Below are 13,747 nucleotides of genomic sequence, written 5' to 3' on the forward strand. Positions count from 1 at the left end.
TATCAATCCTTATCTGAACATTGTTCGGCTTTTTTGCTAGGTATAACCCACATAATTGAAATTATTAAGCATCCTAAAAGAACAAGAATTGGAGAGATAAATGCAAGGAAGTTGACCAAAATACTTAATACAATAGTAAGAGACATTTTTGTATTCTTATTATATACATTATATACTTTAGAATTTTTTCCATTTTCTTTAATAAGTTCATTACTTAAAAATCCATAACTTATATTAGTTAATAAAAATATAACTCCATATGTAACAGATGGTACTAAGCTATCAGTATAAGCTCCTACCCATGCAGTAACAAATGGAATAAGGGACATCCAAAATAACATTATTATACTTATCCATAAAATTTTACCGTTAACTTTGGTTGCCATATTCATTAAGTGATGATGGTTAACCCAATAAATTGCTAGTAAGAAGAAACTTAGTGCATAGACTAAAATTTGTTCTTTCATGTCCCATAATGCAGAGAATTCAGCACTATGGGGAACTTTAAGCTCTAAAACTAAAATTGTCATAATAATTGCAATAATTGCGTCTGTAAATGATTCGAGTCTTGATTTCTCCACGACGATTCCTCCATAATTGTCTAATATATTGAAATCTAAAATCATTAATCTTTTTAGATTTCAATATATTATATAAAAAAATAACTTGCCTTGCAAAGATAAATAAAAACCTGCCAATCAAAGTAATTTTAATGACTTTGATTAACAGGTTTTTTATGTTAAGCTAATTCTGATTTAACAACTAATTTAAGTATGAATTATTTATTCGCAAGTTTCTTCCATACAGTTATTCCATAAATAGCATTTAGGACGAATTGAGTCCACATAATTGCTCCAGATAATGCTGCAAATGAGAAGCTGCCAGATTCTATTATTGAAACTACATAAAGTATTATTCCAACAGAGTCTGATACTAACCAGAAGTACCAAGTTTCTTTAAATCTTCTAGTAGATACTATAACAGCAAAGATTGTTACTGTAGCAGTAAATGAGTCTATATAAAATTCTTTATCAGGTGCTATTATCATGCCGAAGTGAGCGAATATGGTTGGTAAGTAGTAAACAAATGTACCATAACAAATCCAAATTATAATACCGAATATAATGATGTATGACCAAGTTGATTTCTTTAAGATTTTAACTTCAATTGTTGAAGTTGTTGTATTTGTATGTTCAATACTTTGAGCACTTTTCTTCCAAGCAAAGTAACCATAAATATTCATTGGAAGCATATAAACAGTATAAAGAATTACTTCAGCATATAAGTGACGAGAGAATGAAAGTATTATATAAAAGAATACGTTTATTGTACCCCAAATATAAGTTGGTACTTCAGCTCTAGCGGTATAGATACCAGCGAAAAGTCCTGATATTGTAACAATAAATCCTAATATTGAAAGGAATGAGAATACTGAACTCCATGAACCACCTTGTTGAAAGGCTGGTGCTATGAAAACAATAATATTTAATATTAAAAATACCACGAAAAATATTTTATGGAATAGTGAGTATGATTTAAAAAATTTCATAATGCCTCCTAAGTTTTTTAGTGTTAAATTTCCTCAAAAAAAAACTATAATTGTTTTGAATTATAGTTTATAAAAAACGAATTAGATAATTGCTTAATATAAATTACCAATATAAAATCTAATAACAAATGTAAATGATTACAGTAGTACCTAAATAAAAAAGGACTTAAAATAAACTTTAAAAAATTTTATATTTAGTTAATCCAGATTAATTTTCTTGAATTTTGGCAAAAAAATTTTGCAATTCTTAATTTTGAAGAAAATTAAGTTGCTTAATTTTTGCTAAATTAAAAGTTTTTATTTATTATTAGACTTTAGTTAACAATTTGTTAACCTCTAACTAAAAAAGATTTTACATTAAAGTTTAATTAATTTCAATTAAAAAATAAAAATTTATTTATTTACGAATAATTAATATTATTTATTATTAATTTATTAAATAATATTATTATTAATTATATAAATATCATGTATATATCTAGAATACATTAAATAAAAAAATAAAAGGAATTGAATAAATTTCAATTCCTTTTATTGGTATACTTTAACTTGCTAATTCTCCACCTGAATCAGGATGTTCTTTTTTCTCAAGTTTTTTCCAAACTATTATTCCATAAATTGCATTTACTGTGAATTGAGTCCACATAATTGCTCCTGAAAGAGCTGTGAATGAAAAAGTACCTGATTCAAAGATAGATATAACATAAAGTAATATTCCAACAGAATCTGATAGCAACCAGAAATACCATGTTTCTTTAAATCTTTTAGTTGATACAATAACAGCACAAATAGTTAATGTAGCTGTAAATGAATCTATAAAGAAAGTTTTATCTGGAGCTATTGTTATTCCAAATGAGCCAAGTATATTTGGTAAATAATAAACAAAAGCACCATAAGCAATCCAGACTATTATTACAAATATAATAATGTAAGTCCAAGTAGATTTTTTTAAACTTCTAACTTCTATAGTTGAAGATGTAGTATCATCATGTTCCATATTGTTTGCACTTTTTTTCCAAGCAAAATATCCGTAGATATTCATAGGTAGCATATAAACTGTGTAAAGTATAACTTCTGCATACATATGTCTAGAAAGTGAAATGAAGATATAGAAACAAGTATTAACAATTCCCCAAGTATAAGCAGCAACTTCTGCTCTAGCAGTATAAATACCTGCCATTAACCCCGAAAGTGTTGATATTATCCCTGCAATAGATAAAATTGATAAGACTGGACTTAATGAACCAGCTTGGAATGCAGGTATAAAAAATACGATAATATTTAACACTAAAAATACTACAAAAAATACCTTATGAAAAGGTGAATAAGATTTAAAAAAGTTCATATTTCCTCCTATGTTTATCTGTTGACTAGTATCTGTAATACTCAAATCTTATATAAGTTTAAAATAAACAGACACCCGTCCTTAGATAACTTCGACTAAAATTAAGTTAAAGTTAAAACTTTATCTGAATTAAGTCTTAGTTTGTGCGACGTATACTAAAATAAATTGATTTTAAAATATAGATAAGTGATATATTTGTACAAATATATCACTTTTGTAATCATTTACAAAAGGGGAATAAATAAAAAGTAGTTTAAGACTACTTTGAAACGATAAATGAAATTAAAATTTCATCTTTTGTGCATAATCATTATGATGTTTCATCTTTTGTATATAAGCTTTTAATGCTTAATCTTTTGTATATAACTTTTAAAATATTTCATCTTTTGCGTATGAACTTTACGATATCTTATCTTTTGTAATTTTAATTTTTAATCTTTTGTGTATTAAATTTATATATTTTATCTTTTGTATAAAAACTCTTACTTTATCTTTTGTATTTAAATTTTATGTAAAAAATCATTCTTATTTAGTTAATTATGAAATAAGAATTCATAAAATTTTATCACTATCACATAAATGATTTTAGTTTATTAAAATTTTTTTCGTTAATTTTAATTTATCATTTGTAAAAATTGAATTAATAAAACGTTAATTATTAATTCAATTAGATTTTACAATATACATAATTAAATTTCAATGAAAATATATTTATTTATTATTTTCTTAAAAAATGATATTATTTTTTAAGAAAAAGAGAAAAAAATGTCTAAAATAAAAACAAAAATATATAAAAAAACCTGTTAAAAAATAATAAATTCAATTCAATCTATTATTTTAACAGGTTTTTAATTAATTACTTACTTTTTTACATAAGAAGAATGATAATCCGTTAACTACAACTAAATTTCCATTATCAATAAATAAAGCATCTGTGTTAAATGCAGGATCTTGTAATGGAACATCATTACTACTTGGATTAACTATTATTACATTTAATGGTTCCTTAGGTAATCCTGTTTGATCATAGAAGTTAACATCATAATCTTGAGTTAAAAGATCACAAGGAATAGTCATTAATGTATAATAAGGGTTTTTTAAATTTATAGCTGAATTTTTACTGTTATCAATAAATTCAGATTGAGATATTGTTATTGTTTTTCCTATAGGTGATGGTCCTTTAACTTGATAAGGATTTACTCCTATTTGTTTTTCAACTACCCATTTACCTACGTAAGGCTGAACATTTGCTGGAATTGCATATTCCTTTGTTGAAGCTTGACTATCACCGTAAACAGTAGGTAAAGAAAGTGGCTTTAGACCATCAGGAAGATTTTCATCAGCATCACTATTATCATTGTAATTACCTGAATTATTGTTAACATAAACTACTTTTGAGCCAGTTATAGCTTGAGGCATAGCAACTGCATAAGCAGTATAACAGGCTATTCCAGCTAAAACAGCAATAATTAAAACTACTAATTTTTTCATAACTATTTCCTTTCAACCAAATTTATATTAATTATCTTTATGAGATTTAATATTCATATTAAAGTAGGTTAAAATTTATATTCTACAAAATTCATTGATAAATACTTGAATTCTATAGATGATTAAAAAATAAATTTTAACATACAAACGAATTTAATAATATAATTATAATAAAATTTGTTTACAATTTGTATACAAAAAATTTAAAAAAACGATATAAACATGTAATTTTTCTTGGAGAATCTAGAAGTTTGTTTAGAAAATAAGAAATGGATATAATATAAATAAGAACTTTGGATATTTTTGTTACGTAAAAATGATTGTATATAAGTTAGGAGGGAGATTATGTCTTCAAAATGGACATTAGAGCAAATTGAAGCTATTGAGACAAGGAATTGTAATTTACTTGTAGCAGCTGCAGCTGGATCTGGAAAAACTGCAGTATTGGTTGAGAGAATAATAAAAATGATAACAGATAAAGAGAATCCTGTGGATATAGATAGATTATTAGTTGTTACTTTTACAAATGCAGCTGCTTCTGAAATGAGGGAGAGAATTGGGGATGCTATATCAGATGAGTTAGAGAAGGATCCAAGCTCTCAGGTATTGCAAAGACAACTATCTCTTTTAAACAGATCAAATATAATGACCATGCACTCATTTTGTTTAGATGTAATAAAAAATAATTATCACAATATAGATTTAGATCCTTCTTTTAGAATTGGTGACGAAACAGAATGTTATATTATCAGGGAAGAAATAATAAACGATTTATTAGAAGATAAGTATGAAGAAGGCTCACAGGATTTCTTGGATTTAGTAGAAACTTATGGTGGAAAGAAAAATGATGATAAATTAAAAGAAAAAATATTATTAATCCATAGATTTGTTATGAGTGGGCCTTGGCCAAAGCAATGGTTAATTGATAAATCAAATGAATTTAACATAGAATCTGCAAGTGATTTAGATGAATTACCTTGGAGTTTAGAATTAAGGAATAGTTTAAAAGTAGACATAGAAAATTCCATACATATGTTGAGAGAGGGAATTAATATATGTGAAAGAAACTTATGGTTAGAAAAATACTTAGATAATTTAAATGAGGATTATAATCTTATAAATAAATTATATGAAGTTGTGGAAAATGGAACTTTAGAAGAAGTTTATGAGGCTTTTAGTTTCTTAAGCTTTAGCAGATTGAAAACTATAAAAAAGGCAGATATAGAGGATGAAGATTTAAAAGATAAGGTTAAGAAAATAAGAGATACTGTGAAAGAGGATATGTCTGATATTAAAAAGGATATTTTCAGCGATGATTTAATTACAACTGTAAAAGGAATTAAGTCAATGTATCCGATTATAAGAGAATTAAGCTATTTAACTATAGAATTTATGGAACGATATAATAATAAAAAAAGGGAAAAAAATATTCTAGATTTTAATGATTTAGAGCATTTATGTCTACAAATTCTAATAGATATATCTGATGATGGAAAGGTAATGCCTTCTAAAGTTGCTAGAGAGTTTAAAGAAAAATTTGTTGAAGTTCTAGTAGATGAATATCAAGATAGTAGTAATATTCAAGAAACAATCATAAATATGGTATCTAGAAAAAATGATGAGAACCCTAATGTATTTATGGTTGGGGATATTAAGCAAAGTATTTATAGATTTAGACAGGCAAAACCTAGTTTATTTAGTGAAAAATATGAAAGTTATACTAGAAATAAAGATGATAAAAATAGAAAAGTTACATTGTATAAAAACTTTAGAAGTAGAAAAGAAATTTTAGATTCTGCAAATTTTATTTTTAAGACTTTAATGAGTAAGACAGTAGGGGAATTAGAATATAATGAAGATGAACAATTAAATTTAGGGGCTCCTTATGCAGAGGTAGTTCCAGAGAATATAACAACAAGAGAGGAGGTTGAAAATCCATTTTATTCTCAGGTTGTTGATATCAATATAGTAGAAAGAAATTATGAAGAAGTTGATTTAGAAGAGGAAAATAAAAATGATGATAGTAATGAAGATGATTTGGATACAGCTGAGTTAGAAGCTATTGTTATTGGAAATAAAATAAAAGAATTAATGAATCCACAGGATGGAAGAAGCTTTGTGGTTTGGGATAAGTCATTAGGTAAGTATAGAAATGTAAGGTATAAGGATATTGTTATTTTATTAAGAGCAACTAAAGGATGGAGTGATAGTATTACTGAGGTTTTAGGTAATATGGGAATACCTATTTATGCTGATACAGGAACAGGATATTTTCAAACTATAGAGATTAGAACTGTAATGTCACTTCTACATATAATTGATAATCCAAGGCAAGACATTTATATAATCGCAGCTATGAAATCACCTATATTTTCATTTAATGCTGAAGAATTAGCTGAAATAAGATTATTAGATAAAGATAAATATTTTTATGAAAATATAGAAGCCGTTTATAAGGGAGAGTTTTCAGTTCAAGATGAGTTAAAAGAAAAAATAATTTACTTTTATGAAAAATTAGAACTTTGGAGAACAAAGGTTGAATATATGCCAATGGATGAATTTATTTGGTTTTTATATAGCGATACATCTTATTATGGTTATGTTGGAGCCATGGCGAATGGTGTACAGAGACAGGCAAATTTAAGAATATTATTCCAAAGAGCAAAACAGTATGAAAGTACTAGCTTCAAGGGATTATTTAATTTTATAAATTTTATAAATAAATTAAAGAGATCCACAGGAGATATTGGAACCGCTAAGATACTTGGAGAAAATGAAGATGTTGTTAGAATAATGAGTATTCATAAGAGTAAGGGATTAGAGTTCCCTGTAGTATTTCTTTCAGCAACAGGAAAGAGATTCAATTTTATGGATATGAATAGTGATTTATTATATCATGATGATTTAGGCTTTGGTGCTGATATAGTAGATTTACAGAAGAGAATAAGCTATTCTAGTTTATCTAAGTATGCCATAAAGAAAAAAGTTAAACTTGAAACATTGTCTGAAGAAATGAGAGTGCTTTATGTTGCCTTAACAAGACCTAGGGAAAAGTTAATAATAACAGGAAGTATTAAGGATATAAACAAATACTTTGATAAATGGTCTGAAGCTGCTTCTATGAGTAATGGATATAAAATTACGGAAGGAAAGGTTATAAAGGCAGAGAGTTACTTGGATTGGATAGGAATGGCCTTAAGTAAGCATATTGATGGAAATAAAATAAGAGAGAATTTTAAGGGCGAAGTTGATTTAAATATAGCTGATGAGTCTAAGTGGATAATAAATACTTGGAAAAGGGAAGAATTAGCAAGTAATATTGTTAAAGAGGAATTTGTAGATAAAGAGTTAAACATTGAAAATATTAAAGGTGAAAATTTTTCTAATATCAAAGAGAGATTAAATTATGAATATAGATATAAAGAAGTTAGTACTATGCCTTCTAATATATCAGTTTCAGAGTTAAAAAGAAGAGGTATTATGGAGGAAGAGATAGATTTATTTAAAGAAAATATAATGGATTTTGATGCAGAAACGGCAGTATCAGCAATTTCAACTGGTAATATAACAAAGAAGAAACCAAAGTTTATTGAAAAAAGAGAGGGATTAACAGCAGCTGAAAAAGGAACATTAACACACTTTGTCATGCAACATATTGATTATTCAAAGACAGAAATAAATGATATTAAAGAATTAATAAATGATATGGTGAAGAGAGAATTACTAATGAAGGATGAAGCTGAGGCTGTAAATATTTATAGAATAAGGGCATTTTTCAAATCAAATATAGGAGAAAGATTGTTAAAAGCCTATAATGATGGAATTAGAATATACAGAGAATTACCGTTTTTCAGGGAAATACCGGTATATGAATTTGATAGTAATTTAGATAAAAATATTTATTCTGAAGATAAAGTTAGATTACAGGGAATTATAGATTGTTTCTTTGAAGATAAGAATGGTATTGTCTTAATTGATTATAAAACTGATTATGTAGAAGAGGGAAAAGAACTAGAAATATTAGAAAGATATAAAGTACAAATAGATTTATATTCTAAGGCATTAGAAAATATTTTAGGAAAAAAAGTAGATGAAAAATACCTTTATTTATTTGGAATAAATAAAGAAGTAAAGTATTAGTAATATTGATTGTACTAAATAATTTAAGTTCATTTTTTTATTTAGTACAATCTTCTTTTTTAGAAGTTAGTTAAGAAAAAAAGTTAAAAAAGAAAAATGAAAAAAATGTAAACTAAATTTAATTAAAAAAATATTGAAAAATATGTAATTTGGTAATACTATATATAAATATAGAGACCTATGGTGGTGATTTAGTGGAAATGGAAAACTATAATGGAATTTTGTTAGAAAAGTTATCTTATGAAAGTAAATTAAAAAAATTATATGAACAAATTATTTGTTTAGATGATTTAGAAAAGTCCCTAGAAGTAGTAAGTAAAAATTTAATGGAAATATTTAAATTAGAAAAACTGTTAATAGTAGAAAATTACAAAAATAATCTTATATTTAAAAAATATTTAACAAAGAAAAAAAACAAAGATAAAAATTTAAGTAGACAAGAAGTATATAAAGAAATAGCAGATTTAATGAAAAATGAAAAAGATTTTTCTCTTCAAGAAATAAGAGATAAAAATACCCTAAAGGTTTGTAAAAAAATAAAGGTAAAAAAATATTTTAAATTAATAATAGTATTTGAGTGGATAGAAAATTCATTGGAATTAAACTATTTTCTAGACTTTATTGAGGAATTCTCAAAAATAATAAATAGTATGTACTTAAAGGAGTTTAAATATTTAGCATTAAAGAAACAATCATATACAGATGGTTTAACTAAGTGCTACAATAGAAGTTATTTTGAATTAAAAATTTCTGAATTAAAAAAAGAAGAAAATTTAGCTATGATAGTTCTTGATTTAGATTGCTTAAAGGACATAAATGATGAATTAGGACATGATTTTGGCGATAAAGTAATCAAAGAAGCTGTAAGAGTTATAAAATTAACCATAGATAAAAAGGATATTTTTTGTAGGTATGGTGGCGATGAGTTTGTTATAATATCTCAAAAGAGGACCAATAAATATATAGAAGAATTACTTAAGAAAATTAAGGAAAAGTTTAATAAAATAGATGTAGATGGATTTCATTTAAATATTTCTATGGGTTATGCTATAAAAGAAAAGAAGGAAGATAGCATAAGAGAGTGCTTTAAAATGGCTGATTATAGAATGTATAAAAAGAAAATTGAAAATAAAAAAATAAGTATTGAAAAATTAAATAAATATATAGAAGGACATAAAAAAAATAAAAATAGAATGGTATAAAAATATAGCTATAGTGGATAAAATAAAATGAAAACTTAAAAGCCAACACAGGGACTTTTTAAAAGAATAATTATATATTATTTTTAAAAAAAAGCTCTAATAAAAAAGCTTTAACTATTTTAATGTATAAATTATTTCATTTATACCATTAAACAGTTAGAGCTTTTTATATTTGTGTTGGTTTAATTCTTAATAAATATATATTATAGTAAGGACTAATTAAATGCAAAAAGAAAATCAGAGTAATTTACTTTTAAATAAGTAAATATGAAAAAAAATGTTATTATAATCAAGAATATTTTAATTATTTAATTAAATAAAGAGAATTTTTTGCTAATTTTAATAAATCTGATTTATTATTAATTTTAGGATTTTCATGAACTTTTTCTAATAATATATTTAACATTAGTCCTATATCTTTTCCTTTTAAATCTAATTCTTCAATTAAATCTTTCCCTGTTATATCTAAATCCTTTAAAAATATAGGATCATTATTTTTTAAAAAATAATTAAGAGTATTTATTATTTTTTTTATAGTCATAGATTTTGTTGAATGTTCGATTAAATTGTATTCTAATATTCTATATGTCATATCAATACCTATTAAGTTAATAAGTTTTTTTAAATCCTTTTTTCTTTCAATATTTTTAAAGGCATATTTATTAGTACAAATAGTAATTACACTATGTATTGTATTTTTATCAAATCTAAGTTTAATTAATGAATCTTCAACTAATGATATGTTACCATCAAATAAATAATATAAGAAATGACTTAGTCGAACACTTAAATCTTTAGGAATACAGTCAAAGAATAACCATGGTTCCTTAAAGTCTATAGTTTTTGAAGTATCTATATTATAGATATAGTGAATAAGATTACATTGAAGCAAATTACTTAGTGCTAGTTTAGGATTAGTACATAGAAGCATTTTTACAAGTTCATCTCTAATTCTTTCTTTACTAATATTGCATATTAAATTGCTATTATTTTTTATAGCTTGGAGGGTTTCATACTCTATATTAAACTTTAATTGAGCACTAAATCGTATAGCTCTAAGCATTCGTAATGCATCTTCTTGAAAACGAAGATTAGGTTCACCTACAGCTTTAATTAATTTATTTTTTAAATCTTCTAAGCCATTAAAATAATCTAAAATTCCAGTATCTTGATTATAGGCAAGGGCATTTATAGTGAAATCACGTCTACTTAAGTCTTGTTTTATATTAGAAACAAATAGCACTTCTTCAGGCTTTCTGTTTCCTATATAGTTACCATCTATTCTGTAAGTAGTAACTTCAAAATGTTCATTCTCTATTATTACTGTTATTGTTCCATGTTTTATACCTGTAGGAATAGTTTTTTTAAATAGTTTTTTTACTACTTCGGGTAAAGCATTGGTAGTTATATCATAGTCGTTGACTTTTCTACATAATAAGCTATCTCTAACAGAGCCACCAACTATAAAAGCTTCATAATTATTTTCTTTAAGTGTATTTATTATCATTTTGACTTTTTTAGGAATATACAAAATATCACCTCAGTAAATAAAATATATAATAATTATATACTGTTTAAATAAAAAATTCTTTTTTTATCAAAAAATAATATAAAGTTAGATAAATTTGCTTCTTAAAATAAATGAATATGTGTTTACAAAGATAGAAAATATGTCAATAATAGAAAGTAGATAGACATTAGTATGTTAAGAAATTTTGAAAGGATAATGTTATGGAAGTGATGACAAAGAAAATAGAAGAGTTTCTTCAAGGTGATAGAATAAAAGGATATTATTTAGTTAAATCAGTAATATGCAAAGTCGCAAATGGTAGTAATAAAAAATATTTAGATTTTATTCTAGCAGATAAGACAGGTGAAATTTCAGCGAAATTATGGGAAGTTAAAGATGGAAGAGAATGCGAATTTAGACCTAACATAATAGTTGATGTTAAGGGAACTGTTACATCATGGCAAGGTAGTCTTCAACTTAAAATAGAAAAAATATCAGAGTACAAAGATGAAGATATAAATGTTAATGATTATGTTAAGAGTGCACCATATTCATCAGAGGAAATGTTAAAAAAACTTATGAAATATGTATCAGAAATAAATGATGAGGATGTACAAATAATAGTAGAAGAAATAATAAATACTAATAAGGAAAAATTATTTTATTATCCAGCAGCAAAGAGACATCATCATTCTTTAAGGGGTGGGCTACTTTATCATATAACAACTATGCTAAATTTAGCAGAAAATATCTGTAACATATATGATTTTCTAAATAGAGATTTAGTTTATGCTGGAGTAATACTTCATGACATAGCCAAAATAAAAGAAATGAGTGCATCTGAATTAGGAATAGTAGATGAATACACTTTAGAAGGAACTTTACTTGGACATATAACTCAAGGTATTAAAGAGATAGAAATAGTGGGCAGAAGCCTAAATGCTGATGAAGAAAAAATAATATTACTTCAGCATATGGTTCTTTCACATCATTATGAACCAGAATACGGAAGTCCAGTAAAACCAATGATTCCAGAAGCTGAAATGGTTCATTATCTAGATGTGATGGATGCAAGAATGTATGATATGAAAAAGGCAGTGAAGGAAACAAAAAAAGGAGCCTTTTCGGAAAGAATTTTTTCTCTTGAAAATAGAAGAGTATATAAGCATAGCTTAAGCAAAGAAAATTAAAATAATTAAGGGGCTGTATTAAATCAGTCCCTTAATTTATGTTACTTTTATGAATATATTTTTTTATCTGCCGAGATAGCTATCTAGCTTCTTTTTAGAAAATAAGAACGGTAGAACCTTCATTTATGTTATCATATAGCCATTTTGAATCTTCTATAGCTAATCTTATACAGCCATGAGAAGCTGGTTCACCAAGGGTATAGTCTAATACTTTAGTTTGAGTACTATCTAAAGGAATTGAATGATATAGGTAATTTCCTTTAAATTGAACATAATTTTTTCCACCTTGACCGTATTTAGGAGAAAAAAACCATGGTGCCTTTGTTGTTACTTCAAAGTATCCTACTAAAGTTTCTTTGTTATCTACACCTGTAGAACAAAGAAATTCTTTTTCTAAAGTCCAATTTTTATTTGATCCTTTAAAAATATAAGTTTTTTGCTTTTGTATATCTGTGAATACTAATTTGTTAGTTTTACTTTCTATATCAAATTCATTTATGTTATCTTTATTTAATTTTCCAAAGTAAGGTTTTAGCTTTGCAGCATTATTTGTATTAGCTTCAATGGCTTTAGCGCTGTAATCATAGAGATGCTTCATCCTTAAATCTTCAATTTGGCTTATTTTCTTTTCAATTAAGGAAGCTTCTTCAGAGTTTACTTTTTCCTTACTTTCTTTAAGTAAGTTTATAGCACCTGTATAGTTGGTGTTTTTAATTAAATTTTCTGTTTCATTGAAAGTAGCAGTAGTTATTTCTTTAAAGGCTGAATTCATATATTTTTCAGCATCTTTAAAGAGAGGACTATTTTCATTAACTTCTTCAAATAAGTCGATTGCTGATTCAAAATCTTTGTTATTAAAATAAGTCATAGCTGATTTAAATTTTTCTTCTGAAATTTTTATCAAAGGCAAATTGTTTAATGATTTGTCAATAATATCATTACATAGATTTAAAGACTTATAAGAAGATAATAAATTGATATATTGTATTTCTGATAAAGTTTTATTTTTATATTCTTCATTAAGAGATTGAAGTTCTTCTTCTAAGATAGAGGTAAAGTTATTATTTAAAGTTGTTGATAGAATTTTATTTTGTTTATTTGCTAAATTTTCTATTTTACTTTTATCTTTACTCTTTATAGAGTTTTTAAAAGCTTTTAGTGATGTAAAGTAGATTATAGACAGTGCTGATAGTATAAAGATAATAGATAAAAAAGAAGCTAATAAATATTTGTATTTTTTTTTCTTTAAAATTTCATTCAAAAATATCACCCTTTATAAATAATTGACTAAATTAATGAAAATATACAAGAAAATACAAC

The 13,747-nt window shown here is 25.2% G+C and carries 9 protein-coding genes; 3 read left to right on the plus strand and 6 right to left on the minus strand.

What is annotated here, in order from left to right; translation table 11 throughout:
- Nucleotides 1-2 precede the first annotated feature (2 nt).
- The 4 genes from ARA19_RS16580 to ARA19_RS16595 form a co-directional block, all read right to left on the minus strand.
- Nucleotides 3-581: a TMEM175 family protein gene (locus tag ARA19_RS16580; protein WP_055072015.1), complete on the minus strand. Its 579-nt coding sequence runs from the start codon at nt 579-581 to the stop codon at nt 3-5.
- 197 nt (nt 582-778) lie between these two features.
- Nucleotides 779-1,549: a nicotinamide riboside transporter PnuC gene (gene pnuC / locus ARA19_RS16585; protein ID WP_055072016.1), complete on the minus strand. Its 771-nt coding sequence runs from the start codon at nt 1,547-1,549 to the stop codon at nt 779-781.
- Nucleotides 1,550-2,093: 544 nt separating this feature from the next.
- Entirely contained in the window at nt 2,094-2,894 is an 801-nt protein-coding gene (pnuC, locus tag ARA19_RS16590; protein ID WP_055072017.1) for a nicotinamide riboside transporter PnuC, read from the minus strand.
- An 852-nt stretch (nt 2,895-3,746) separates the two neighbouring features.
- On the minus strand, nt 3,747-4,385 hold the full coding sequence (locus ARA19_RS16595) for a hypothetical protein (protein WP_055072018.1): 639 nt from the start codon (nt 4,383-4,385) through the stop codon (nt 3,747-3,749).
- A 345-nt stretch (nt 4,386-4,730) separates the two neighbouring features.
- On the opposite strand from ARA19_RS16595, the gene addA reads away from it, so the two are divergent.
- Nucleotides 4,731-8,525 (plus strand): helicase-exonuclease AddAB subunit AddA, encoded by a 3,795-nt coding sequence (addA, locus tag ARA19_RS16600; protein ID WP_055072019.1) that lies wholly within the window; start codon nt 4,731-4,733, stop codon nt 8,523-8,525.
- 200 nt (nt 8,526-8,725) lie between these two features.
- The gene (locus tag ARA19_RS16605) at nt 8,726-9,727 is read left to right on the plus strand and encodes a GGDEF domain-containing protein (RefSeq protein WP_242862456.1); all 1,002 of its coding nucleotides are present in this window, start codon (nt 8,726-8,728) and stop codon (nt 9,725-9,727) included.
- Nucleotides 9,728-10,031: 304 nt separating this feature from the next.
- On the opposite strand, the gene ARA19_RS16610 is transcribed toward ARA19_RS16605, so the two are convergent.
- Nucleotides 10,032-11,234 carry a CCA tRNA nucleotidyltransferase gene (locus ARA19_RS16610; RefSeq protein WP_055072021.1) on the minus strand — a complete coding sequence of 401 codons (1,203 nt, stop codon included), beginning with the start codon at nt 11,232-11,234 and terminating at the stop codon, nt 10,032-10,034.
- A 224-nt stretch (nt 11,235-11,458) separates the two neighbouring features.
- On the opposite strand from ARA19_RS16610, the gene ARA19_RS16615 reads away from it, so the two are divergent.
- The gene (locus tag ARA19_RS16615; RefSeq protein ID WP_055072022.1) at nt 11,459-12,427 is read left to right on the plus strand and encodes a 3'-5' exoribonuclease YhaM family protein; all 969 of its coding nucleotides are present in this window, start codon (nt 11,459-11,461) and stop codon (nt 12,425-12,427) included.
- A gap of 94 nt (nt 12,428-12,521) precedes the next feature.
- On the opposite strand, the gene ARA19_RS16620 is transcribed toward ARA19_RS16615, so the two are convergent.
- A complete protein-coding gene (locus tag ARA19_RS16620; protein WP_055072023.1) occupies nt 12,522-13,688 on the minus strand; it encodes a L,D-transpeptidase in 1,167 nt (388 codons plus the stop codon).
- Nucleotides 13,689-13,747: the final 59 nt, after the last annotated feature.

It is taken from the genome of Clostridium massiliamazoniense (assembly GCF_001403635.1).
Classification (GTDB): Bacteria; Bacillota; Clostridia; order Clostridiales; family Clostridiaceae; genus Sarcina; species Sarcina massiliamazoniense.

Excerpts from the sequence above, each read along its gene's own strand:
- ARA19_RS16615 (WP_055072022.1), top strand. The coding sequence starts at position 11,459 with ATGGAAGTGATGACAAAGAAAATAGAAGAGTTTCTTCAAGGTGATAGA.
- ARA19_RS16605 (WP_242862456.1), top strand. The coding sequence starts at position 8,726 with ATGGAAAACTATAATGGAATTTTGTTAGAAAAGTTATCTTATGAAAGT.
- pnuC (WP_055072016.1), bottom strand. The coding sequence starts at position 1,549 with ATGAAATTTTTTAAATCATACTCACTATTCCATAAAATATTTTTCGTG.
- pnuC (WP_055072017.1), bottom strand. The coding sequence starts at position 2,894 with ATGAACTTTTTTAAATCTTATTCACCTTTTCATAAGGTATTTTTTGTA.
- ARA19_RS16595 (WP_055072018.1), bottom strand. The coding sequence starts at position 4,385 with ATGAAAAAATTAGTAGTTTTAATTATTGCTGTTTTAGCTGGAATAGCC.
- ARA19_RS16610 (WP_055072021.1), bottom strand. The coding sequence starts at position 11,234 with ATGATAATAAATACACTTAAAGAAAATAATTATGAAGCTTTTATAGTT.
- addA (WP_055072019.1), top strand. The coding sequence starts at position 4,731 with ATGTCTTCAAAATGGACATTAGAGCAAATTGAAGCTATTGAGACAAGG.